Origin of the sequence: Pseudomonas sp. NPDC088444, from assembly GCF_044900175.1 — a bacterium.
Lineage (GTDB): Bacteria > Pseudomonadota > Gammaproteobacteria > Pseudomonadales > Pseudomonadaceae > Aquipseudomonas.
Window position 1 is genome coordinate 35,575 of the sequence record NZ_JBJDNK010000010.1, and the last position, 23,574, is coordinate 59,148.

18 protein-coding genes are annotated in these 23,574 nt (G+C 58.0%); 11 read left to right on the forward strand and 7 right to left on the reverse strand.

What is annotated here, in order from left to right; all coding sequences use genetic code 11:
- The first annotated feature begins 26 nt into the window (after nt 1-26).
- Nucleotides 27-923 (forward strand): LysR substrate-binding domain-containing protein, encoded by an 897-nt coding sequence (locus ACI2KB_RS19840; protein WP_404637091.1) that lies wholly within the window; start codon nt 27-29, stop codon nt 921-923.
- Nucleotides 924-1,079: 156 nt separating this feature from the next.
- Here ACI2KB_RS19840 and ACI2KB_RS19845 read toward each other — a convergent pair whose 3' ends face one another.
- Complete coding sequence (locus tag ACI2KB_RS19845) at nt 1,080-1,958, reverse strand: LysR family transcriptional regulator (RefSeq protein WP_404637093.1); 879 nt, start codon at nt 1,956-1,958, stop codon at nt 1,080-1,082.
- A 194-nt stretch (nt 1,959-2,152) separates the two neighbouring features.
- On the opposite strand from ACI2KB_RS19845, the gene ACI2KB_RS19850 reads away from it, so the two are divergent.
- The 3 genes from ACI2KB_RS19850 (at nt 2,153) to ggt (ending at nt 5,935) form a co-directional block, all read left to right on the forward strand.
- Nucleotides 2,153-3,004: a DMT family transporter gene (locus tag ACI2KB_RS19850; RefSeq protein ID WP_404637536.1), complete on the forward strand. Its 852-nt coding sequence runs from the start codon at nt 2,153-2,155 to the stop codon at nt 3,002-3,004.
- Between the two features lie 143 nt (nt 3,005-3,147).
- Nucleotides 3,148-4,047, forward strand: a complete 900-nt coding sequence (locus ACI2KB_RS19855; protein WP_404637095.1) for an NAD-dependent epimerase/dehydratase family protein — start codon at nt 3,148-3,150, stop codon at nt 4,045-4,047.
- Nucleotides 4,048-4,267: 220 nt separating this feature from the next.
- Nucleotides 4,268-5,935 (forward strand): gamma-glutamyltransferase, encoded by a 1,668-nt coding sequence (gene ggt, locus ACI2KB_RS19860; protein WP_404637097.1) that lies wholly within the window; start codon nt 4,268-4,270, stop codon nt 5,933-5,935.
- A 164-nt stretch (nt 5,936-6,099) separates the two neighbouring features.
- On the opposite strand, the gene ACI2KB_RS19865 is transcribed toward ggt, so the two are convergent.
- Nucleotides 6,100-7,683, reverse strand: coding sequence for a peptide chain release factor 3 (locus tag ACI2KB_RS19865; RefSeq protein ID WP_404637099.1), 1,584 nt, complete (start codon nt 7,681-7,683; stop codon nt 6,100-6,102).
- Between the two features lie 331 nt (nt 7,684-8,014).
- Between ACI2KB_RS19865 and ACI2KB_RS19870 the strand changes: the two genes are divergently transcribed.
- The 5 genes from ACI2KB_RS19870 to ACI2KB_RS19890 all read left to right on the forward strand — a co-directional run bounded on the left by ACI2KB_RS19870 (nt 8,015) and on the right by ACI2KB_RS19890 (nt 13,175).
- On the forward strand, nt 8,015-8,728 hold the full coding sequence (locus ACI2KB_RS19870) for an ABC transporter permease (RefSeq protein WP_404637101.1): 714 nt from the start codon (nt 8,015-8,017) through the stop codon (nt 8,726-8,728).
- A gap of 42 nt (nt 8,729-8,770) precedes the next feature.
- Entirely contained in the window at nt 8,771-9,739 is a 969-nt protein-coding gene (locus ACI2KB_RS19875) for a glycine betaine ABC transporter substrate-binding protein (RefSeq protein ID WP_404637102.1), read from the forward strand.
- Complete coding sequence (locus ACI2KB_RS19880) at nt 9,736-10,389, forward strand: ABC transporter permease (RefSeq protein WP_404637104.1); 654 nt, start codon at nt 9,736-9,738, stop codon at nt 10,387-10,389. The genes ACI2KB_RS19875 and ACI2KB_RS19880 overlap by 4 nt, the downstream gene beginning before the upstream one ends.
- The gene (locus ACI2KB_RS19885) at nt 10,386-11,552 is read left to right on the forward strand and encodes a betaine/proline/choline family ABC transporter ATP-binding protein (RefSeq protein WP_404637106.1); all 1,167 of its coding nucleotides are present in this window, start codon (nt 10,386-10,388) and stop codon (nt 11,550-11,552) included. The genes ACI2KB_RS19880 and ACI2KB_RS19885 overlap by 4 nt, the downstream gene beginning before the upstream one ends.
- 459 nt (nt 11,553-12,011) lie before the next feature.
- The gene (locus ACI2KB_RS19890) at nt 12,012-13,175 is read left to right on the forward strand and encodes a type III PLP-dependent enzyme (protein WP_404637108.1); all 1,164 of its coding nucleotides are present in this window, start codon (nt 12,012-12,014) and stop codon (nt 13,173-13,175) included.
- Nucleotides 13,176-13,239: 64 nt separating this feature from the next.
- Here the strand turns inward: ACI2KB_RS19890 and ACI2KB_RS19895 are convergent, their stop codons facing one another.
- The 5 genes from ACI2KB_RS19895 to ACI2KB_RS19915 all read right to left on the reverse strand — a co-directional run bounded on the left by ACI2KB_RS19895 (nt 13,240) and on the right by ACI2KB_RS19915 (nt 18,080).
- Nucleotides 13,240-14,049 (reverse strand): hypothetical protein, encoded by an 810-nt coding sequence (locus ACI2KB_RS19895; RefSeq protein ID WP_404637110.1) that lies wholly within the window; start codon nt 14,047-14,049, stop codon nt 13,240-13,242.
- 89 nt (nt 14,050-14,138) lie between these two features.
- On the reverse strand, nt 14,139-15,137 hold the full coding sequence (locus tag ACI2KB_RS19900; protein ID WP_404637112.1) for an alpha-xenorhabdolysin family binary toxin subunit B: 999 nt from the start codon (nt 15,135-15,137) through the stop codon (nt 14,139-14,141).
- 1 nt (nt 15,138) lies between these two features.
- Nucleotides 15,139-16,323 carry an alpha-xenorhabdolysin family binary toxin subunit A gene (locus tag ACI2KB_RS19905; protein WP_404637114.1) on the reverse strand — a complete coding sequence of 395 codons (1,185 nt, stop codon included), beginning with the start codon at nt 16,321-16,323 and terminating at the stop codon, nt 15,139-15,141.
- Nucleotides 16,324-16,601: 278 nt separating this feature from the next.
- Complete coding sequence (locus tag ACI2KB_RS19910) at nt 16,602-17,396, reverse strand: tetratricopeptide repeat protein (RefSeq protein ID WP_404637116.1); 795 nt, start codon at nt 17,394-17,396, stop codon at nt 16,602-16,604.
- A gap of 3 nt (nt 17,397-17,399) precedes the next feature.
- Nucleotides 17,400-18,080, reverse strand: a complete 681-nt coding sequence (locus ACI2KB_RS19915; protein WP_404637118.1) for a Fe2+-dependent dioxygenase — start codon at nt 18,078-18,080, stop codon at nt 17,400-17,402.
- 199 nt (nt 18,081-18,279) lie between these two features.
- Here ACI2KB_RS19915 and ACI2KB_RS19920 point away from each other — a divergent pair, with 199 nt between their 5' ends.
- Together ACI2KB_RS19920 and ACI2KB_RS19925 are read left to right on the forward strand one after the other, a co-directional pair.
- Nucleotides 18,280-20,610 (forward strand): TonB-dependent receptor, encoded by a 2,331-nt coding sequence (locus ACI2KB_RS19920; protein ID WP_404637120.1) that lies wholly within the window; start codon nt 18,280-18,282, stop codon nt 20,608-20,610.
- A gap of 305 nt (nt 20,611-20,915) precedes the next feature.
- On the forward strand, nt 20,916-23,477 hold the full coding sequence (locus tag ACI2KB_RS19925) for a PepSY domain-containing protein (protein ID WP_404637538.1): 2,562 nt from the start codon (nt 20,916-20,918) through the stop codon (nt 23,475-23,477).
- The last annotated feature ends 97 nt before the right edge of the window (nt 23,478-23,574 follow it).

The window sequence follows — 23,574 nt, forward strand, 5'->3', positions numbered from 1 at the left end:
CGGCGTGCATGGAACGGAGGACAACAGTGAAAGCCAGATCCGATGAGTTGCAGGTGTTCGTGTCCGTGATTGAAAGCGGCTCGATTTCCGCTGCTGCCGAACAGATGGGGCAGACGCCTTCAGCGATCAGTCGCACCTTGTCCCGGCTCGAAACCAAGCTCGACACCACGCTGATCAATCGCACCACGCGGCGTATGGATCTGACGGAAGAGGGCAAGTTTTTCCTCGAACGCGCCCGGCAGATTCTGGCGCAGATGGAAGACTTGGAAGAGCGCCTGTCGCTTCGCCAACAAACCCCTTCGGGTCGGTTGCGCATCAACGCGGCGTTCCCCTTCGTGCTGCATTCTATCGTGCCGTACGTGGCCGAGTTCCGGGCGCTTTACCCCGACATTCAACTGGAGCTGAACAGCAACGATGTCATCATCGACCTGCTGGAACAGAGCACTGATGTGGCGATCCGCATTGGCGCGCTGGCAGACTCGACCCTGCATGCGCGCTCGCTGGGCACCAGCCCGCTGAACATCCTCGCCAGTCCCGAATACTTGAAAAAGCACGGCACACCCAAGACCGTCGAAGACCTGAGCGGGCATGCGTTATTGGGGTTCACCCAGACCGAAACCCTGAACCACTGGCCATTGCGGCATGCGGATGGCGAGCAGTTTTTTATCCAGCCGAGGGTGGCCGCGTCCAGCGGCGAGACCCTGCGCCAACTGGCATTAGCGGGTGAAGGGATTGTTTGCCTGTCGCACTTCATGACCCATGAAGACATTCGCCAGGGGCGTTTGAACGTGATCCTGGCCGATGCCAACAACGGCTACCGTCAGCCGATTCATGCGGTGTACTACCGCAACTCGCAACTGGCGCTGCGGATTCAGTGCTTTCTGGATTTCATTCAGCAGAAGCTGGCGGTGTATGCCGCGTAGAGTCACCGCGAGCTCATCTGGCTGAACGCAAATCCCTGTGGGAGCGAGTTCATTCGCGAGAGGCCAATACATCCGATGCATATCTGTCGGCGGTCCTAACGCATCGCGAATGAATTCGCTCCCACAGGGATATCGTCGCCATCAGGATTGTTCGATTCAGCTTGCTTGAACTCCGGAAAACTCCTCGCGCAACATCTCCACAAACGCCTCTCGCGCCGGGTGGTGTTCGGCGTTTTCGTGCCAGTAGAACAGGTTGTCGACGGACGTCAGTTCCGGAAACTCATAACCGACCCAGCCCGATCCCTTGCGGTATTGCTCAAACACGCCCTTGGGCACCAGCGCGACGCCTGCCCCTGCGCTGACACACCCGACAATCGTGCCGTAGCTGGCGATGCTGATGATCGGCTGCGTCTGGCCGTTGTTCAGCAGCCAGCGCTCCAGGGCGGCGCGATAGGGGCAGCCTTCAGGCCACATGAAAATGGATTTGCCAGTCAGGTCCGCCGCGCTGTGAATGGGTCCCAACGACTCGGCAGCGATCAGCACCAGATCTTCCCGGTACATCGACGTGCGCTTGAGACGAGGGCGTTTGACGTCGATGGCGACAATCGCGCCGTCGAGTTTGTGGTTGAGCGTGGCATCGAGCAGTTGCGGGCCGGTGCCGGTCGTCAGTTCCAGCGACACCTCGGGATAGCGCGCATGAAAGCGCGCGAGCAGGCGAGGCAGGCGAGAGGTGGCTGAGGACTCGATGGCGCCAATGCGCAGCGGTCCCGAAGGCGAGGCATCGGGGTGCACTGCGCGCTTGGCCTCATCGGCGAGACTGAGCATGCGCCCTGCGTACGTCAGGAAGATTTCCCCGGCAGGGCTGATCTTCAAACCCCGACCATGGCGAAAGAACAATTCTGCGCCTAATTCGCTCTCGAGCGCCTTGATCCGCGCCGTGATGTTCGATGGCACGCAATGCAGCACCTCGGCGGCCCGGGCAATGCTGCCGGTGTCGGCAACGGTCTTGAACATGCGGATCTGGGCCAGTTCCATGCATCACCTAAAGTGAATGGTTGAGTCATTATTGTTCGGTTGTGGTGAGCATAGGTTGTTTCGATACTCGCTGTCATCGAGCAGGCGTCGGGTCTGCGGGCAGGAGTGCAAAGATGAGCGTCGTGAACGATTCGGCTGTTCTGGCGGGTGAGGTGGATCTGCCCAACATCCGTTGGCAGGGCGTGAAGGTCGCGATGGCGACTTTTTTCGTGATCGCCTGCTGGGGGTATTCACCTGCGGGCATTCGCATTGGCCTTGAAGGCTACACCCCCGCTCATTTGGCGCTGCTGCGCTTCATCATCGCGTCGGCGTTCATGGCGCTGATTGCCTCGTCGATGAGAATCGCCCTGCCTCGTCTCAAGGACCTGCCGCTGCTCGCGGTGTTGGGCTTTTTCGCCGTCAGCCTGCATCACATCGCGCTAAATTTCGGCCAGCCGGGTGTCACCGCGGGGGCGTCCAGCGTGCTGATTCAGTCGATGCCGCTGTTCACAGCATTGCTCGCGCACTTTGTGTTCAAGGAGCGCGTCAGCGCCTGGCGCTGGATCTGCGTGGCGTGGGGGCTGATCGGCGTGTTGATCGTGATCATGGGCGATCGCGATTTTGGTCATGTCGACGCGAGGGGGCTATTGGTGCTTCTCGCGGCGTTTTCCTGGAGCGTGTATTTCTCGCTGCAAAAGCGCTACAGCGATCGATACGACGGGTTGACCATGGTCTGTTACACGATCTGGGCCGGGACGTTCTTTCTGCTGATTTACTCGCCGGGCCTGATGGGCGAAATCGTCAACGCGCCGCTACGGGTCAACGTGGCAGTGGGGGCGTTGGGTTTTTTCCCGAGTGCATTGGCGTACCTGGCGTGGGCCTATGTGCTCAAGCACATGGACGTCAGCCGCGCGTCCATGAGTTTGTACCTGACACCGCCGATGGCGATTGCGATTGCCTCGGTGCTGCTGGGGGAAATGCCTTCGTTGATGGTGATCGTTGGGGCGGTGGTGGTGCTGAGCAGTGTGTTGGCGTTGAATCTGCGGCACCTCAAGAACAACGCCTGACGCTGTAGCCTTGCTGCTACGGTGAGTCCGCAACAAGGATTCGTGATCCTGACGCAAGATTCTTTTGGTCTGGCAGCGGTTTTTCGCAAGGAACGACACGCCGATACTGGCGCCATTCCTTACAGCCCAACGGGAGTCATCTCATGAATATCTTCGTTACCGGCGCCGCAGGTTTCATCGGTGGCTCCATCGCGACAGGTCTGGTCAAGAAGGGCCATCACGTCACCGGTCTGGTGCGTAGCGCCGAGCAGGCCGAGGAACTCAAGGCATTGGGCATCGTGCCCGTCGTCGGTACGCTGGACGACAAAGCCCTGCTGATCGAGCAGGTGCACAAGGCAGACGCCGTGATCAACGCGGCCAGCAGTGATCATCGAGGCGCGGTTGAAGCGCTGATCGAAGGCCTCAAGGGTTCGAACAAGCCATTCCTTCACACCAGTGGTTCGAGCATCGTGGGCGATGCGTCGGGCGGCAAAGGCACCGACAAAATCTATTACGAAGACAACTTGCCCGCTGCCACGCCGGACAAGGCGGCACGCGTGGCCATCGACGACCTGGTGCTCGCCTCGGCCAAAGACGGCGTCCGCTCGGCGGTGCTGTGCAACACGCTGATCTACGGCCACAGCCTGGGCGTGAACCGCGACAGCGTGCAGTTGCCGCGTCTGGTCAAGCAGGCACGCAAGAGCGGGATCGTTCGGCATGTCGGCACTGGCGGGAACATCTGGTCCAACGTGCACATCAATGATGTGGTCGAGCTGTACGCGCTGGCACTGGAAAAGAATCCGGCGGGCACGTTCTATTTTGTCGAAAGCGGCGAGGCGTCGTTCCTTGACATGAGCAACGCCATTGCCGAGGCGATGGGCCTGGGCAAAGCACAGGACTGGCCACTGAAAGACGCCGAAGCGGAGTGGGGCTACGAGATGGCCAACTACGGTCTGGGGTCCAACAGCCGTGTGCGCGGCAAGCATGCGCGGGAGTTGCTGGGCTGGGTGCCGAAGATCACGTCGGTGATCGAGTGGATCAAGCGGGATATGGTCAGCGCCTGATCATTCTGTGGGAGCCGCTATGTTGCATGGTCAACCGCCTTCGTCGGAGCGCCGCCCGCCCCAAGGCGGCTCCCACAGGTTTGGTGGCATAGACTCATGACTTTCTCAAAGGCTTCCACAAACATTTACCTAACATCGCGAGGCGCAGGGCGTTAGTCTGGTCAGCATTTCGACAGCTCATCTGTCACATGCTGCCACCTTTACTCACAAAGGACGCCTCATGCGAATCGTGACCCTCAAGACCCTCGCCTTGTCGGTGATCTTTGCCGCCAGCTCTCCTGTTTACGCCATCACGCTGGAAGGTGGCGCCGTGGCTTCACCCGACCAGTACGGCGCCGAAGTCGCCGCGCAGATTCTGAAAAAGGGCGGCAACGCCGTCGATGCAGCGGTAGCCACTGCCTTCACCCTGGCCGTGACTTATCCCGAAGCCGGCAACATTGGCGGCGGGGGCTTCATGACGTTGTTCATGAACGGCAGGCCGTACTTTCTCGACTACCGCGAAACCGCGCCAAAAGCGGCCTCCCGCGACATGTATCTGGATGACAAGGGCAACGTGATCCCAGGGATGAGCCTGGTCGGCGCCCGCGCATCCGGGGTGCCGGGCACGGTGATGGGCTTGTGGGAGGCTCATCAGAAGTTTGGCAAGTTGCCATGGGCCGAACTGCTGACCCCCGCCATCGGTTACGCGAAAAACGGCTTCACCGTGGCCGACAAGCAATATATGTACGGCGCTGAGCGGGTCAAACAGCTCAACGGCAAGACCAACTTCGGCGACTACTTCGCCAGCATGAAAAGCGGCGAGACCTTTCGCCAGCCGGAGTTGGCCAAGACCCTTGAGCGCATCGCCGATAAAGGCGCCAGCGAGTTCTATCAAGGCCAGACGGCCGATCTTCTCGTTGCGCAGATGCAGCAAGACAACGGTCTGATCACCAAAGACGATCTGGCCGGTTACAAGGCGGTCTGGCGCAAGCCGCTGCATGTCAACTTCAACGGCAACACCCTCTACACCGCGCCGCTTCCCAGTTCAGGCGGTGTGGCGCTGGCGCAACTGATCGGCATGAAGCAGCAGTTGAGCGACGATTTCAAAGGCGTGCCCTTCAATTCAGCGCGTTACATCCATCTGTTGGCGGAGATCGAGAAGCGCGTGTTCGCCGACCGCGCCAATTATCTGGGCGACCCGGATTTCTCCAAGGCCCCGGTCGAGCAGTTGACCGACAAAGCGTATCTGGCAATGCGCGCCCATGAAGTCAATCCGACGGCCATTTCGCCCACAGAAAATATCAAGGCCGGGCTTGAGTCGCACCAGACCACGCACTTCTCCATCGTCGATGCCAAGGGCAACGCGGTCAGTAATACGTACACGCTGAACTGGGATTACGGCAGTGGCGTGGTGGTCAAGGGCGCGGGTTTCTTGATGAACGACGAGATGGATGATTTCAGCTCCAAGCCCGGTGTGGCCAATGCGTTTGGCGTGGTGGGGGGCGATGCCAATGCCATCGAGCCAGGCAAGCGCATGCTGTCGTCGATGAGCCCGAGCCTGGTGACACGAGACGGGGCGGTAACGCTGGTATTGGGTACGCCGGGGGGATCGCGGATTTTCACCACGGTGTTTCAGGTGCTGAACAACCTGTATGACTTCCACATGCCGCTGAAAGACGCGGTCGCGGCTCAGCGGGTGCACCACCAGTTGTTGCCGAAGGATACGATCTTCACCGAGGCCTTTGCGCCGCTCAACGAGAAGACCGCCGTTGAGTTGAAGGCGATGGGCTACACGTTGAAGGATCAGGGCTGGTCGATGGGTAATGTGCAGGCGATCAGGATTGACGGGACGAAGATTGAAACGGCGTCCGATCCAAGAGGGCGGGGCGTGGGGCGGGTGGTGAAGTAACTTGGGATGAACGCGTCACTGGAGGGATCGTTCCCACGCTCCGCGTGGGAACGCCGCTCATGACGCTCTGCGTCATCCCACGTTGGAATGCGGAGCGTCCCGGGATGCATTCCCACGCGGACGGTTCGACGCCTCGACGTGGGAACGATCAACTGCATTACGGCTTAGTGATGCTCCCGCGTCGCGCGGAATTTCACATCCGGCCAGCGCTCTTCCATCAGGCTCAGGTTGACCCGCGTTGGCGCCAGGTAGGTCAGGTGACCGCCGCCGTCCACCGAGAGGTTTTCCACGGCCTTGTTCTCGAATTCTTCGAGCTTCTTCTTGTCGCCGCAATCGATCCAGCGCGCAGACCACACGGTGATCGGCTCGTAGGAGCATTCCACCTTGTATTCCTCTTTCAGGCGGCTGGCGACCACATCGAACTGCAGCACACCGACCGCGCCGAGAATGATGTCGTTGCTGCGCAGCGGGAAGAACACCTGCGTGGCGCCTTCTTCGGCCAGTTGTTGCAGCCCCTGACGCAATTGCTTGGATTTCAGCGGGTCCTTCAAACGCACACGGCGGAACAGCTCCGGCGCGAAGTGCGGGATACCGGTGAAGCCCAGCGCTTCGCCTTCGGTGAAGGTGTCGCCAATCTGGATGGTGCCGTGGTTGTGCAGACCGATGATGTCGCCCGCATAGGCTTCTTCCAGTTGCTCACGCTCGCTGGAGAAGAACGTCAGGGCGTCACCGATACGCACGTCTTTACCGGTGCGGACATGGCGCATTTTCATGCCCTTGTCGTACTTGCCCGAGCAGATGCGCATGAAGGCGATACGGTCGCGGTGTTTGGGGTCCATGTTCGCCTGAATCTTGAACACGAAGCCGCTGAATTTCTCTTCGACCGGTTCCACCGTGCGCTCGTTGGCAACCCGCGCCAATGGCATCGGCGCCCAGTCCACAACAGCGTCCAGCACGTGGTCAACACCGAAGTTGCCCAGCGCGGTACCGAAGAACACCGGGGTCATGTGGCCGTCGAGGAATTCCTGCTCATTGAACTCATGGCAGGCACCCTGCACCAGCTCGAGCTGTTCGAGGAAACGCTCGTACTCGTCACCCAGGTGCGCGCGGGCCTCGTCGGAGGCCAGCTTCTGGATGATCTTGGTTTCGGTGCGTTCGTGACCGTGACCTGGCGTGTAAACGATGATGTAGTCGCCCGCCAGGTGGTACACGCCCTTGAAGTCGCGATAGCAGCCGATTGGCCAGGTGATCGGCGCTGCCTTGATCTTCAGGACCGCTTCGATTTCGTCCAGCAGCTCGATCGGGTCGCGAATGTCGCGGTCGAGTTTGTTGATGAAACTGACGATCGGCGTGTCGCGCAGACGGCAGACGTCCATCAGAGCGATGGTCCGTGGCTCTACACCTTTACCGCCGTCGAGCACCATCAAGGCCGAGTCCACTGCCGTCAGCGTACGGTAGGTGTCTTCCGAGAAGTCTTCGTGGCCCGGGGTGTCGAGCAGGTTGATCATGTGTTCGCGATACGGGAACTGCATGACCGACGTGGTAATGGAAATACCCCGCTGTTTCTCCATCTCCATCCAGTCGGACGTGGCATGGCGGTCGGACTTGCGGGATTTAACCGTACCGGCGACGGCAATGGCCTTGCCCATCAGCAACAGCTTTTCCGTGATGGTGGTCTTACCGGCGTCGGGGTGAGAAATAATGGCGAAAGTGCGGCGCTTCGCGACTTCGGCGGCCTGTATAGTCATGGGAAACGCCCGAGAGGTGATTCAAAAAAGGGCGGCGATTATAGCCCAAACGAAAGCAATATCCGAACCGTTCAGTCAATCAAGGGTGGCCAAATAGCATCTCACGTGGGAACCTTTGCGGTTCCGGAGACGTCCACTCCCTGGCTATACCCAACGCCAAGGGACGCAAAATCAGCAAGTTAGCTTGACGAAGCTGCGCTCATGGCTCGTGTTTTCGCCGAGGTTAAACCCTTACCGGCGACCCACCCGCTGCTCTTCGCGAACCTTCGCTGGCGGCCTGAAAAGGCCCGTCTACGTGATACGTTCGCCGACTGAAATAAGGAGTCCGCCCGTGGCTAATCGCTATGGCAAGGGGCTGATGGGAGGTGCGATCGCTATCGTACTCCTGGCCCTGCTGATCCACTGGATCGGCATCGATACGCTCAAGCAGTATCAGGACGATCTGCTGTTTTATCTGCAAGCCCACGTGATGCTGGTTCTGGCATCGATGCTGGCGGCACTGGTGGTCGGAATCCCGACCGGCATTGTGCTCAGCCGACCGAACATGGTTGGCCGCGCCGAACGCTTCATGCAGATATTCAACATCGGTAACACCGTTCCTCCCCTCGCAGTACTGGCCATTGCCCTGGGTGTCCTGGGTATCGGCAGTGGGCCTGCGATCTTCGCGCTGTTCCTCGCCTCTCTGTTGCCCATCGTGCGCAACACCTACGAAGGCCTGAAAAACGTTCAGGGTTCCCTTAAAGAAGCCGCCACCGGCATCGGCATGACACCGCGTCAGGTGCTGTGGCGCGTCGAGCTGCCCAATGCCGTGCCAATCATTGTCGGCGGTGTACGGGTCGCACTGGCGATCAACGTCGGCACGGCGCCTCTGGCGTTTCTGATCGGTGCCAACAGCCTCGGCAGCCTGATCTTCCCCGGTATCGCGCTGAACAATCAGCCGCAGCTTGTGCTGGGTGCGGCGTGTACCGCTTTGCTGGCACTGCTGCTCGACGGCGCCGTGACGTTGGCAAGCCGCTTGTGGCTGGAACGAGGGCTGGCTCGCTGATCCCGTCACTGAGGGGCGAGCTACCGAGAGAAAGGAATTTTGATGAAGAAGTTATGCACATTAATAGTGGGCGCGGGCTTGCTGTTGTCCGGATTTGCCCAGGCGTCTGACGCGCCTGCCGAACGGCCTGTGTTGCGCATCGGCGCGCGGGTCTTCACCGAGCAGACAATTCTGGCCGAGCTGACGGCGCAATACCTGCGCGACAAGGGTTATCAGGTCCAGATTACCGGCGGTTTGGGCAGCAACCTGGCGCGCAGTGCGCAGGAGAGTGGCCAACTGGACATGCTCTGGGAATACACCGGGGTGTCGCTGGTGGCCTACAACCATGTCGACGAAAAACTCGACAGCGAGCAGACCTATCAGCGGGTCAAGGAGCTGGACGCGAAGAAGGGCCTGGTCTGGCTTTCGCCGTCCAAATTCAACAACACCTACGCGCTGGCGCTGCCGGACAAGATCGCCAAGCAGTACCCGCAGATCACCAACATCTCCGGGCTGACAACCTTGCTCAAGGAGGAGGCAAAGGAGGGTCACATCGTCGCGCTCGATACTGAGTTCGCCAACCGTTCCGACGGCCTGGTGGGGCTGGTCAAGCACTACGACATGAACCTGGGTCGTGAAAACACTCGTCAGATGGACGCCGGTCTGGTCTACACCGCGTTGAAAAACGGGCAGGTCTTTGCCGGACTGGTCTACACCACCGATGGCCGCCTGAACGCCTTCAAGCTCAAGGTGCTGGACGACGACAAGCACTACTTCCCGGACTACACCGCCGCGCCAGTGATTCGCAAAGAATACCTGGACAAGCATCCGCAACTGGCCGAGCAACTCAAGCCGCTGGCCGCGCTGCTGGATAACCAGACCATGATCGACCTCAACGCACGTATCGACGTCGATCACGAAAGTCCGACTGTTGTGGCGGCAGACTTTCTGCGTACTCATCCGATCAATCCTTCCGCTGAGAGTGTGCCGATCAAGCAAACCCCTGTGGAAAAACAGGAGGAGAAACTATGAGCTTCTTGAGTGCTTTCTCCCATCTGGACTGGAATCAGGTCATGCACCTGACCCTGCAACACATCACCCTCGTCGGCATCGCGGTGTCGCTGGCGATTTTGGTGGGCGTGCCGCTGGGCGTGCTCATGACCCGCTTCCCCACACTCGCCGGTCCCCTGCAAGCCAGCGCCACGGTGCTGCTGACCGTGCCGTCGATTGCCCTGTTCGGCTTGCTGCTGCCGTTCTACTCCAAGTTCGGTCAGGGACTGGGTCCGTTGCCCGCCATCACCGCCGTGTTCCTGTATTCACTGCTGCCGATCATGCGCAACACCTACCTGGCATTGACTGGCGTTGAGCCCGGCATTCGCGAAGCCGCGCGGGGCATCGGCATGACCTTCGGCCAACGCCTGCGCATGGTCGAACTGCCGATTGCCGTGCCAGTGATTCTCGCAGGCGTGCGCACCGCCGTGGTCATGAACATCGGCGTCATGACCATCGCCGCGACCATTGGCGCCGGTGGTCTCGGCGTCCTCATTCTCGCTTCCATTAGCCGCAGCGACATGTCGATGCTGATCGTTGGCGCCGTACTGGTCAGCATTCTGGCCATCTTCGCTGACCTGCTTCTGCAATGGCTGCAACGCTCGCTGACTCCAAAAGGACTCCTGAAATGATCGAACTCCAGAACCTCTCCAAGATTTTTCAAAGCAACGGCAAGGAAGTGAAGGCGGTCGACTCAGTGAGCCTGACCGTCAACGAAGGCGAAATCTGCGTGTTCCTCGGTCCGTCCGGTTGCGGCAAGAGCACCACGCTGAAAATGATCAACCGCCTGATCATGCCGACCTCCGGCAAGGTCCTGATCAACGGCGAAGACACCACCCAACTGGACGAAGTGACCCTGCGTCGCAACATCGGCTATGTGATCCAGCAGATCGGCCTGTTCCCCAACATGACCATCGAGGAAAACATTGTGGTCGTGCCCAAGCTGCTGGGCTGGGACAAACAGAAATGCCACGACCGCGCTCGCGAATTGATGAGCATGATCAAGCTGGAACCCAAGCAATACCTGCATCGCTACCCGCGTGAATTGTCGGGTGGCCAGCAACAGCGAATCGGGGTGATTCGTGCGTTGGCGGCGGATGCGCCGCTGCTGTTGATGGACGAGCCGTTCGGTGCCGTGGACCCGATCAACCGCGAGATGATCCAGAACGAATTCTTCGAGATGCAGCGGGCGCTGAACAAGACCGTGATCATGGTCAGCCATGACATCGACGAGGCGATCAAACTGGGCGATAAAATCGCGATCTTCCGCGCAGGCAAGCTTTTGCAGATCGACCATCCCGATACGCTGCTGGCCCATCCGGCGGATGAGTTCGTCAGCAACTTCGTTGGCCAGGACAGCACGCTCAAACGCCTGCTGCTGGTCAAGGCCGAAGACGCCGCCGACAACGCGCCTTCCGTCAGCCCGGAAACACCGGTGGCCGATGCACTGGAAGTGATGGACGAGAACGACCGTCGTTACGTGGTCGTCACCGATGCCGAGAACAAGGCCAAGGGCTATGTGCGCCGCCGCGATCTGCATCGCCAGACTGGCAGCTGTGAACAATACCTGCGCCCATTCAATGCCACGGCAGCGTATGACGAGCATCTGCGGATTCTTCTGTCACGCATGTACGAATTCAACAGAGCGTGGCTGCCGGTGCTGGATGCCGAGAACGTGTTCCTTGGCGAGGTGACACAAGAGTCGATTGCGGCTTATCTGAGTTCGGGGCAATCGCGGGGTAAAAAAACCAACATCGTTTCGCCTGCGGAGGTGGCGGAGCAGGCATCGGTGTGATGTGACGCCGAACATATTGTAGGAGCGCGCTTGCCCGCGATTGCATTATGCCTGTGACGAATGTTCTGTCTGGCACGCCGCAATCGCGGGCAAGCGCGCTCCTACAATTTGGATCTGCGGGAACATCGTCCTGTCACATCGGTCGGTTACTACAGGGTGATTGAACGAGCGCACATGCCCGTCTGGCAAAAACGGGCAGAAACGCGACATTTTTTGTTGATCTCCAGCCCTTCAAGTCCTAAAGTTCGCGCCGAACGTCCATGCTGGAAACGATCCATCCGGCTCAAGTACTGACGACGAGACAGCAAGGCCAAGGGAACTCGTATCCCATGGCCTTTTTGCTTTTGGTCAACGGCCTTGGGAAGTAGGCGAACCAAAGTGGGGATACGGAGGACGTTCATGAGCTTGAGGGCTCGCACCCATTGTGTTTAACCGTTTGCCAACAGGAGTACCCGCCGCATGTCGATTCAGGTCGAAGACTATTTCGAGAAAAACACCTTCGCCAAAATGAAGGCGTTCGCCGACAAGCAAGAAACCCCATTCGTGCTCATCGACACCGCGATGATCGCTCAGGCCTACGATGACCTGCGCGCCGGTTTCGAGTTCGCCAAGGTTTACTACGCAGTCAAGGCCAACCCGGCCGTCGAAATCATCGACCTGCTCAAAGAGAAAGGTTCGAGCTTCGACATCGCCTCGATCTATGAGCTGGACAAAGTGCTGGGGCGTGGCGTTGGCCCGGACCGCATCAGCTACGGCAACACCATCAAGAAATCCAAGGACATCCGCTACTTCTACGACAAGGGAGTGCGCCTGTACGCGACCGACTCCGAAGCCGACCTGCGCAACATCGCCAAGGCCGCGCCGGGCTCGAAAGTCTACGTACGTATCCTGACCGAAGGCTCGACCACCGCCGACTGGCCGCTGTCGCGCAAGTTCGGTTGCCAGACCGACATGGCCATGGACCTGCTGATCCTGGCCCGTGACCTGGGTCTGGTGCCTTACGGCATTTCCTTCCACGTCGGTTCCCAACAGCGCGACATCAGCGTGTGGGATGCGGCGATCGCCAAAGTGAAGGTGATCTTCGAGCGTCTGAAAGAAGAAGACGGCATCGAACTCAAGCTGATCAACATGGGTGGCGGCTTCCCGGCCAACTACATCACCCGTACCAACAGCCTGGAAACCTACGCCGAAGAAATCATTCGCTTCCTGAAAGAAGACTTCGGTGATGACCTGCCGGAAATCATTCTGGAGCCAGGCCGTTCTTTGATTGCCAACGCCGGTATTCTGGTCAGCGAAGTGGTGCTGGTCGCACGTAAGTCGCGTACCGCCGTCGAGCGTTGGGTTTACACCGACGTGGGCAAGTTCTCCGGCCTGATCGAAACCATGGACGAAGCCATCAAGTTCCCGATCTGGACCGAGAAGAAAGGTGAAGTCGAAGAAGTCGTGATCGCCGGTCCAACCTGCGACAGCGCCGACATCATGTATGAGAACTACAAATACGGCCTGCCGCTGAACCTGGCCATTGGTGATCGCCTGTACTGGCTATCCACCGGTGCGTACACCACCAGCTACAGCGCTGTTGAATTCAACGGTTTCCCGCCACTGAAGTCGTTCTACATCTGAAGCTGACGCTGTAACGAAAAAGCCCGCGAGTGATCGCGGGTTTTTTTATGCATTCGAAAACGGTTTATCGATGATTGGCGATGACACTAATTATTTGCTCTCTATGATGTTGCGCTTCTTTGAGGTACATCCTGGCGATGGACAATTGGCTTTGCATTTTGCGCAAGTCACGTACTTTGTCCAGCGTTTGAAAAATCTCATGAGCGCTTTGCGTGGCCATCTCAAGACGTCGAGACTGCAGTTGATAGTTGGCCAGTGCGGTAACGGCCCCTTCATAATTGTGTTGTGCCTGCTTTAAATAATCGGAGAGCACAGTGTTTCTTGCAGCACCCAGTCTGTTCTTGCCAATAGAATTGATGTGGAAATTGAGTGCGTATATCATGTTGGGTAGCGCTTTGGAGACCGCTTCACGGATTGGAAAATAGTCGCCTGCATCTCCACTGGAATCCATGTGTATGGCGTGAATCCAGTTTTTATGAAACAAGAACTGATTCAAGCTATTCGAGAAGGGTAATGATGCAAAATTAGGTTTGGGGCCGGGAGGGCGTGGAATCTCTGCGATCGAAGAAAATGGACGTTTCTTGGCCGCTGTGGATAAACGGGATAAATAACCCAGCAAGTAGTCAACAAAGTGAATGCTGTCCTGCATCGCGACCTGATAGCTCTGGTGTCTCGGTAGGTAAATCCGACTGTACCACCCTTCAGCTCTGGTTCTTGCTATGTTCATTTCCTCGTCTGGCGGTGGAGCAAGCCCGACTTTTTGAACTCCCATGAGTTTGTAAAGTTCGCGGAGCTTTGACCAGGACGGTTTTAAAAATTCCATGCAGGTGACGATGCTGTCATATTGACGTTGGTCTATGTAGGTAACGCTCATGCTGATTCCTTTCATCATGAATCGAATTAACAGTCATATGTTCAGTGTTGTGACGATGGGAGCAACCCACCGTCACGACGAGTGCTTGATCAGGCCAATACGTTCAAATGTTTTGCCAAGGCAAGTGAGTCATTCACCAGTTGAGAGATTGTGTTGTCGTCTTGCACATCGATCGCTTGATAAACACCAAGGAACGACTGCGTGGAGGCGACGAATTTATTGAATTCGGTGCTGTAGCGCATCCGTTGATTGTCAAAGTCATGTGCGGCGATGATCAACTCTTTTTTCAGCTCAATCATGCCCAGATGCTGGCTTTTGTCCCGAATCACGGCGTTCAACTGATTGATTTGTTTGCGCAACGCATTTCGCGCCTCCATCAAATTGTTGTAGTTGATGACCGATTCCAATTTTTCCAGGGCCTGCTGGGCCAGTTCGATCGCCTTCTCGACGACGGCCACTTCCGGGCCTGCCATCGCCAGTTTCTGAATTTCCTGAGCGTTGAGCATGGTCTCCATGCCCACCTGCGCAAACCCTTTCGCTTCGATCAGTGCCATAGCTTCGGTCAACACGTTACGTTTCTCGTCCAGAGTCGCACGCCGTTCCTTTATTTCCTCGATTTCTGGCGGTACCCGAGCAATATCTTTTTCCAGTCGCTCTTGATATTTGGCGGTCGTCGCTCGGTCCAGTGCGACATTTGTACGCTTTTGCAAATGATTCAACGTACTGTATTCGGCCCGGATGACATTGATGATCTTAGACGCCGCTTCCACGATGTCTTCCAGAATCTCAGCGCGGTCTTCGTCCGTGGACGTCTTGAGTTCCGTTTGAAGGGTTCTCAAAGGGGGGACGTGGAGCCGCACCTTGTTATCAAGGGTCAGGACGACTTCACGAAGTTTAAGCTCTGCGTCTTCAAGGACACTGGCCATTTGGATGACATGGTTGTAGGCCGTTGGAAGGTAGTCGGTCTTGATGTAGAGGGCCTCGACTTCAATTCGGGCCTCGCGCGTCGTACGGAATGCTTCGCGAAGCAGTGCGACGTTGATTTCGGGGTAGTTTACGACAGAAGGAAAATAAGTGACGTTGTTCATATCAGACTCCATTGATCGACCGGGCCGCTTGATCGGCCTCGGCAAAAATTCTTTGTAATTCACGGGTATCGGCTTCGATGGTCTTCCAAGGGGCGACAACCAGATTGAATTTGTTCTTGAAGCGGCGCATCGACAATCCATCGTGAATGGCATCGACTTCAACACTGGATTCGGTCACGAAGGTATTGATCGTGCTCCAGACCGTGATCAGGTTTTTGGTGGCAAGGTCAGCATCGAGCACGATCATGTCCAGATCCTGAAAGTCCATGCGAACACGTTCCAACGACCCGATGATCGTTTCTTTCAGTTCAAGTGCTTTGATGTCGGCTTCTTGCTGGTCGCGCAGTTTTTTGCGCTCTTTGCGAACCTTTTCCGCCTGCACGCTGGAGTAGATCATCGTGACAATATTGCTCAGCGCGCTTGAAACAGCGTCTTTCACCAACTGCGAGTATTCCTTGTTTTTTTCCTCGATATCTTTAGCCCGGTTTTCTATCCTTACGCGCAGTGCCTTGACTTCATCACCGAGTTTGTTGTTGTCGATGAGCTTCAGCTTGAGTTTGATTTCTGGCGCCACTTCGTTGGCCAGTTGTTTGCCGAAATGATCGAGACGAACCTTGATACTGTTGGCTTCCGCCTGGCGCTCTTTGACTTTTTTCAGGACGTCATTCAGGTATTCACCCAGTTCATCTCGCTGATCCACCCTGATTTCCGGGAACTTGACGCCTTGCGCCTGGTATTTGCGCAGGTCTTCGAGGGTTTTGATGCCGTATTTCTCCACCGCGCCGAGTGCCACGATCTCGCTGAAAACTTCGTTCATGGTTTCGCCCATGACTTGCATGTAGCCTGCGAAGAGAACCAGCCGGTCATTGACCGTTACCAAGTCATTGCGAAGTGGCGTCCACAGGCTGGCATGGCCATGAATCAGCGTGAATGTCTTGAGGAAATCTGGTGGCTCCAAACCTTTGCCAGCACCAGATTTATAACCGAGATACGCGATGGTTCGGGCAAGCGTCGTTGGCAGTGCCAGCCCTCTAAGTTCGTATTTTCTAATATGGATGATTTGTTCTTTGGTCAGAATAAGACCGCTGTCACGGGTCTCACCGTCAGCTGTTCCAATCGAAGAACTGAAGAGCAGCGCTGGATCGGTCGCGGCACTGTTTGCAATAGCGTCCATAGATGCAGTCATGATCATTAATCCTTTAATGATAGGAGTGTTACGTTGTGTGAGTGCATCAATACGTGGTTGAACATATCGAGCGCACGCTGCGAAGATTAAGTTGCTGACAGCGGAAGGTCAAAGAAGAAAACGGGTCTTGGCTTGTAAGAAGTTTCTAATACTGATTGTTTCCAAGTTGTCAGGCCCTGAAAACAAAGGGGCGGCGGGATTGTTTGAAATATGAAGTTATCTAAACCTGCCGCAGGTTGTGCCGGTAAGGGGGAGGAAGAGAGTGCTTTGAAGGGGGATCAAACCGATTTCAGCAGACGTTGATATTCATCCTTGTCGATGTCGTCGCCCAGTTCGGCGGCGCGCTCGTGATATCTTATGGCCAGCCCCTGGATTTCCGGATGAGCGGCGTCCAACAGGGTCTTGCGACTGACACGCAAGAAGTTGAGGTTGCCGATGCGTAACGCGGTCTGGAACCAGTGGATAGCCTGCTCAATGTGGCCATGATCAGCCAGCACGGCGGCATGGCTGAACTGCCCACGGAAATCTCCACCCTCTGCCGAGCGGCGATACCAGTCATGGGCGGCAGGCAAGTCCCGCTCGCAGCACACGCCTTCTTCCAGGTAGCGGCCCAGCATGTTCATGGATTTGGCATGGCCCAATTGTGCCGCCTTGCGGTAGCAGGCCAGGGCGCGGGCCTGGTCCTTGTTCACGCCGCGGCCTGTGGCGAGCAGGTTGCCGTAATTGTAGAAACCCCAATCAAGCTCGGCTTCGGCAGCCTGGCGGTAATACCCGGCGGCCTTGGCTGCGTCTGGCTCGCAGCCCCAGCCGTGCTCATGGCAACGTCCGGCCATGTTGGTGGCCATGGCGTGGCCGTTGCGCGCAGCGATTTGAAACCATGTCAACGCGAGGGCGGCGTCCTGTTCGATACCGGTGCCGTCCAGCAGGATCTGGCCGAGCAGCGCTTGTGCATCAATGATGTTTTCCTGGGCCGCGGTCAGGATCGCCCGCGCCGCACTGGCCGGGTTTTCTTCCAGCATGGCGCGCAGTTGTTGGCCGTCGAGCACGTCTTCCCGCCGCAGCGTCCAGTTCATGAGTCAGACCTCCACCCACTGGCGCAGCAGGTTGTGATAGGTGCCGGTGAGTTGAATCAGCGAGGGGTGATCGGGCACGTCGCGACTCAGTTGCTGGATCGCTGTGTCCATTTCGAACAGCAGCGTGCGATGACCATCGTCGCGCACCAGGCTTTGGGTCCAGAAAAACGACGCATAGCGCGCGCCGCGCGTGACGGCGTTAACTTTGTGCAGGCTGGTGGCGGGGTAAAGCAGCATGTCACCGGCAGGCAGCTTGACGGCGCGAGTGCCAAAGGTGTCCTGGATCACCAGTTCGCCGCCGTCGTAATCATCGGGGTCGCTGAAGAACAACGTCGACGACAGGTCGGTGCGCACCCGTTCGATGCTGCCCTTGGCCTGGCGGACCGAGTTGTCGATGTGGAAATCGAAACTGCCGCCCCCGGTGTAGCAGTTCACCAGCGGCGGGAACACCTTGTGTGGCAGAGCGGCGGACATGAACAGCGGATTCTGCCAGAGACGCTCAAGCATCGCTGCGCCGATTTCCACTGCTAGCGGATGGCCTTCGGGCAGTTGCAGGTTGTGTTTAGCCTTGGCTGACTGGTGACCGGCGGTGATCTTGCCGTCCGCCCATTCGGTTTGCTCCAGCGCTTGGCGGATGCGCAGCACTTCCTCGCGGGTAAACAGGCCGGGAATGTGTAGGAGCATGGCGCAGCCACTCTGTATCGAAAAGGTAGCGAATGGTAGTGATTCTTATTGGCTGTGTAAAACCCCCGTGAGCGCGCGTGGACGGATGAGGAAGAAAAAGCCGTAAAGCGAAATTGTAAAGAATGTAAGTTTTATGCGAATAAAAATGATTCACATCTATATTCCGCGACCTCAACATTCCTTGGGGAAGGAAATCACTATGTCGCGCCAGTCTTTACAACCGTCCGTCAGTTCACCACGGCTCCTCGCTTCGGCGATCGGCATGGCCGTTACTGCCATGTCCGCATCGCAGATGGCCCACGCTGCCGACGAAGCTGAAAAAGCCAACGGCAACGCCATTTCACTGGGCGCGACCAGTATTACCGGAGAAGCTCAGGAATCCACCGACTACAAGACCGAGAAGAGTGCGTCGCAGAAATACACCGCTCCGCTGTCGGACACGCCACGTTCGGTCACTGTCATCCCTCAACAAGTCCTGAAAGACACCGCCGCCACCTCGCTGCAGGACGCATTGCGTACTGTGCCGGGCATTACCTTCGGCGCTGGTGAAGGCGGCAACCCGCAGGGCGACCGACCGTTCATTCGCGGCTTCGACGCTCAGGGCGATACCTACATCGACGGCGTGCGTGATACCGGCGCGCAGTCTCGCGAAATCTTCGACATTGAATCGATCGAAGTGAGCAAAGGCCCGAACTCCGCCATCGGTGGCCGTGGCTCGGCGGGCGGCAGCATCAACCTGATCAGCAAACTGCCAAAAGCCAATGACTTCACTAATGGCAGTTTCACTTACGGCACTGACCAGACCCGTCGTTACACCCTGGACATCAACCGCAAGTTCCTCGACACCGCCGCGTTTCGCCTGAACCTGATGAGCCACGAGCAGAACGTCGCTGGTCGTGATGCGATCAACTATGACCGCTGGGGCGTGGCACCGTCGGTGACTTTCGGTCTGGGCACCGAGAATCGCCTGAACCTGAGCTACTACCACGTTGAAGGCAACGACCTGCCGGATTCGGGGATTCCGTATGGCTATAGCTCGAACTCCGCAACGGCTGTGCATGTGCATGACAAGCCGACAGACGGTGGCAACAGCAACAACTTCTACGGCCTGAAAGACCGAGATTTCCGCAAGACGCGTAGCGACATTTCCACGATCAGCTTCGAACATGACTTCAATGAAGACATGACGCTGAAAAACACTTTCCGCCACGGCAACACTGGCCAGGACTATATCCTGACCCAGCCTGACGACAGTCAGCACAACGTCAATACGCGCGGTACTGTGTGGCGCCGTGCGAACGCCCGTGTCAGCACCACCGAAACCACCACGAACCAGACTGATCTGTTCGGTACGTTCCAACTGGCTGGGTTCAAGAACAGTTACTCCACCGGCATCGAATTGACCCGTGAAGTGAGCAAGGTCAGCGGTTACACCTTCGCCAACCCGGCCAACAGCAACCCGGCGGCGACCTCGCCTGGCGGATTGGGATGCCAGGTCGGTGAAGTCTACGGCGGCACTTGTACCTCGCTGAGCAATCCGAATCCGGATGACGATTACACCGGCACCATCTCGCGTAACTACAAAGGCACCAACACCATCGGTTTCACCCGTTCGGTCTATGCCTTCGACACCATCGAGCTGAGCCCGCAGTGGCAAGTCAACCTGGGGACGCGTTTCGATAACTTCGACACTTCTGCCAAGACCGACAGCCTGACTGCCGCGACCACTCGCAGCAAGAACAACAGCCATTTCTGGAACTGGCAGGCGGGTATCGTCTACAAGCCGGTTGAGAACGGCAGTATCTACACCTCGTTCGCCACATCGGCCACCCCACCGGGCGGCATGCTGAACGAGGGGACCGACGGTAACGGCTTGATCGCGGACGGCAGCATCGTGAGCAGCGATCTGGAGCCGGAAACCACCAAGAACTATGAAGTCGGTACCAAGTGGGACTTCCTCGATGATCGTCTGTCGTTGACGGCTGCGGTGTTCCGCACCGAGAAGACCAACACCCGTGTACTGGTGAGCAACAACACCTACGAGAACGCCGGTAAAAGCCGCGTCGACGGTGTCGAGCTGTCGGCGAGCGGCAAGATCACCGACCAATGGCAAGTGTTCGCCGGTTACAGCTACCTGGACAGCGAACTGGTTGATCCGGGCGCCAACGGCAACACCCGTACCAACACTGTGATCGCCGGTGCCAACCCGAACAAAGGCAATGAGCTGCCGAACACCGCCAAGCACAGCGCCAGCCTGTGGACCACTTACGACGTCACGCCAAAGCTGACCATCGGTGGCGGCGCGTTCTATGTCGGCCAGGTCTGGGGTGACACGGCCAACACCGTGTACGTGCCGTCCTATACCCGTTACGACGCCATGGCTTCGTACAAGCTGACCAAGAACGTCGATTTGCAATTGAACGTGCAGAACCTGACCGACAAAACCTATTACGACAAAGCCTATGCGGCGCACTTCGCCAACCAGGCAGCCGGTCGTACGGCGTTGGTGACCACCAGCTTCCACTTCTAATGAAGAAGCGGAATCAGGAAGCCCCACTTGCCTTTGGCGGGTGGGGCTTTTGTGTGTGGGAGGGGGGGCGTGTTCATTGTGTAGCAGTCGGGCTGGGCGGCTGGACGCAGGCTCGCTTTTGATTAGGCGCAAAGGGCGTAGGAGTGCGGCCCAGAGACAAGCCACGCTCCTATGGGCTTTGCCTGGAAGCAAGGACGGCTGTTGTGTCCAGTCTGTAACCGAATAAAGAATCAGCCACGGATGAGAATGCATCCGTTTATGCGCATAATGCGCGTCGCGACGGGTTATCGAGGGGATTGAGGGTGTTGAAGAAAGTCCTGTTTCAATTGCATTGGTTCTTCGGGATCACGGCGGGTCTGGTGTTGGCCCTGATGGGCATCACAGGCGCGCTGTATTCGTTCGAAGACGAGATCATGGATGCGCTCAATCCCGATGCGCTGTTCGTTCAGCCCCGCGAGCATCAACTGTCGCTGGCTGAAATGGTCAGCAAGCTCGAAGCCCAGGGCAAGGACACCGTCTCGATGTTCCGCATCGAAGTCGATGGCGATCGGGCCGCTCAGGTGTGGTTCAAGCCTGCACCGGGTGAACGTCGTGGCGAGATGCATAACTTCGACCCCTACACCGGTGAGTTCAAGCCGGATGCGGTGGGGCAGGACTTCTTTGGTTTCATGCTCAACCTGCACCGCTTCCTCGCGGCCGGTGAATACGGCAAGCAAGTGACGGCAGCCTGCACCCTGATTCTGGTGTTCTTTTGCCTGTCGGGCCTATACCTGCGCTGGCCGCGTCAGGCGCTGAACTGGCGTGTCTGGCTGACGCTTGACTGGGCGAAGAAGGGGCGCAGTTTCAATTGGGACCTGCACTCGGTGTTCGGCACCTGGTGCCTGATCGTGTATCTGATGCTGGCGGTCACTGGCCTGAACTGGTCCTACGACTGGTTCAACAATGGCATGAACAAGTTGATCGGCGACCCACCCCTACAGGGCGAGCAGCGTCGCGGCGGCGGACCGCGCCCCGGCTCCGGACCAAAAGACGGAGCGCCCGAGCAGCCCCTCGTTGCCGATTACCCGGCCATCTGGGACACCATCCAGAAAACCGCAGGCCCGGACCTGAAAAGCTACAACCTGCGCCTGCCTCAAGCGGCGGGTCAGATGGCCACCGTGTTCTACATCCTCAAAGACTCGCCGCACCCGCGTGCGCTCAACCAGATCACCCTAGACCCGGCCAACGGCAAGCTCAAGGCGGTTTCGCGTTACGCCGACAAGGGTTATGGCGCGCAACTACTGACCAGCAACTACTCGTTGCACACCGGGGGCTACTGGGGCATGACGGGCCGGATCGTCATCACCGTGGCGGCGGCGCTGATGCCACTGTTCTTCATTACCGGATGGCTGTTGTACCTGGACCGTCGCCGCAAGAAGCGTGAAATCCGCAACGCCCGTGGCGAAGTGGCGGTTTCAAGTGCCAGCGGCTACGGCAGTCAGGGGCCTGCCTGGTTGATCGGCTTCGCGAGTCAAAGCGGATTTGCCGAACAACTGGCCTGGCAGACGGCGGGTCAGTTGCAGTCGGCAGGTTTGCCGGTGCGAGTGCAGCGTCTGGCGGATGTGACCGAGCAAGACCTCAATCAGAGCTGCAATGCACTGTTCGTCGTCAGTACGTTTGGCGACGGCGAAGCACCGGACAGTGCCCGAGGTTTCGAGCGCAAATTGCTGGGGCGTCCGTTGGCATTGGACAAGCTGAACTATGCCGTTCTGGGGTTGGGCGATCGTCAGTACCCGCATTTCTGCGGTTTCTCGCAGCGTTTGCATGGCTGGCTGTCCGAGCGAGGCGGCAAAACCTTGTTTGCCCCGGTGGAAGTGGACAGTGGGGACAGCGCCGCGCTTCAACACTGGCAGCAACAGTTGGGTGAACTGACTGGTTCGACGCCAGCCAGCCCCTGGAAAGCGCCGGAATACGAGAATTGGGTGCTGTCTCAGCGAGATTGGTTGAACCCCGACAGCGTGGGCTCGAAGGTGTTTTTGCTGGGCCTGATTTCAGCTTCCGACACCCGATGGCAGGCGGGGGACTTGATCGAAGTGTTGCCGCGTAATGGGATGTTTGTCGTCGAGCAGTTCCTCGCCGGGCTGGGCATTGCTGCGGATACACAGGTCAAGGTCGATGGTCTGCATGAAACGCTTGCGCAAGCGTTGGGCGGTCGTCAGTTACCTGCCAACCGTAGCCACTTGGTCGGCTTGCATGCGCAAGCGCTGGTGGATGCGCTGGTGCCATTGGCCATGCGTGAATACTCGATTGCATCGATTCCCGAAGACGGCACGCTGCAACTGATCGTGCGACAGGAAGTGCACCCGGACGGCAGCCTGGGCCTGGGGTCTGGCTGGTTGACCGAGCATGCGGCAGTAGGCGATACGATTAGCCTGCGCATTCGTCGCAACAGCAGTTTCCATCTGCCAAGTGAGCCTGCGCCGATGATTCTGATCGGTAACGGCACCGGGCTGGCGGGGCTGCGCAGCTTGCTCAAGGCGCGTATCGCCCAAGGCGAACCGCGTAACTGGCTACTGTTTGGCGAGCGCAACGTGGCTCACGATTTCCATTGCGGCGAAGAGTTGAATAACTGGTTGGCGTCCGGTGATCTGGCGCGAATGGACCTGGCGTTCTCCCGTGATCAGGCGCAGAAGGTCTATGTCCAGGATCGGTTGCGCGAAGCGGCCGATGAATTGCGTGTCTGGATCAATGAAGGCGCAGCTATTTACATCTGCGGCAGTCTGGAAGGGATGGCTGGCGGCGTGGATGAGGTGTTGAAAGCAGTGTTGGGCGAACACGTCGTGCAACGCCTGATTGAGCAAGGGCGCTATCGCCGCGACGTGTACTGATGTTGCTGTCCTCGTAGCAGTGAATCCGATTGATCGTTCCCACGCTCCGCGTGGTAACGCTGCTCTGGACGCCCCGCGTCCGTTTTGGCGGTGACGC

Bases quoted from the DNA above. Each gene is read 5' to 3' on its own strand.
- ACI2KB_RS19875 (WP_404637102.1), top strand. From the start codon at position 8,771: ATGAAGAAGTTATGCACATTAATAGTGGGCGCGGGCTTGCTGTTGTCC.
- ACI2KB_RS19845 (WP_404637093.1), bottom strand. From the start codon at position 1,958: ATGGAACTGGCCCAGATCCGCATGTTCAAGACCGTTGCCGACACCGGC.
- ACI2KB_RS19885 (WP_404637106.1), top strand. From the start codon at position 10,386: ATGATCGAACTCCAGAACCTCTCCAAGATTTTTCAAAGCAACGGCAAG.
- ACI2KB_RS19905 (WP_404637114.1), bottom strand. From the start codon at position 16,323: ATGACTGCATCTATGGACGCTATTGCAAACAGTGCCGCGACCGATCCA.
- ACI2KB_RS19850 (WP_404637536.1), top strand. From the start codon at position 2,153: ATGGCGACTTTTTTCGTGATCGCCTGCTGGGGGTATTCACCTGCGGGC.
- ACI2KB_RS19890 (WP_404637108.1), top strand. From the start codon at position 12,012: ATGTCGATTCAGGTCGAAGACTATTTCGAGAAAAACACCTTCGCCAAA.
- ACI2KB_RS19900 (WP_404637112.1), bottom strand. From the start codon at position 15,137: ATGAACAACGTCACTTATTTTCCTTCTGTCGTAAACTACCCCGAAATC.
- ACI2KB_RS19865 (WP_404637099.1), bottom strand. From the start codon at position 7,683: ATGACTATACAGGCCGCCGAAGTCGCGAAGCGCCGCACTTTCGCCATT.
- ACI2KB_RS19855 (WP_404637095.1), top strand. From the start codon at position 3,148: ATGAATATCTTCGTTACCGGCGCCGCAGGTTTCATCGGTGGCTCCATC.
- ACI2KB_RS19880 (WP_404637104.1), top strand. From the start codon at position 9,736: ATGAGCTTCTTGAGTGCTTTCTCCCATCTGGACTGGAATCAGGTCATG.
- ACI2KB_RS19920 (WP_404637120.1), top strand. From the start codon at position 18,280: ATGTCGCGCCAGTCTTTACAACCGTCCGTCAGTTCACCACGGCTCCTC.
- ACI2KB_RS19915 (WP_404637118.1), bottom strand. From the start codon at position 18,080: ATGCTCCTACACATTCCCGGCCTGTTTACCCGCGAGGAAGTGCTGCGC.
- ggt (WP_404637097.1), top strand. From the start codon at position 4,268: ATGCGAATCGTGACCCTCAAGACCCTCGCCTTGTCGGTGATCTTTGCC.
- ACI2KB_RS19910 (WP_404637116.1), bottom strand. From the start codon at position 17,396: ATGAACTGGACGCTGCGGCGGGAAGACGTGCTCGACGGCCAACAACTG.
- ACI2KB_RS19895 (WP_404637110.1), bottom strand. From the start codon at position 14,049: ATGAGCGTTACCTACATAGACCAACGTCAATATGACAGCATCGTCACC.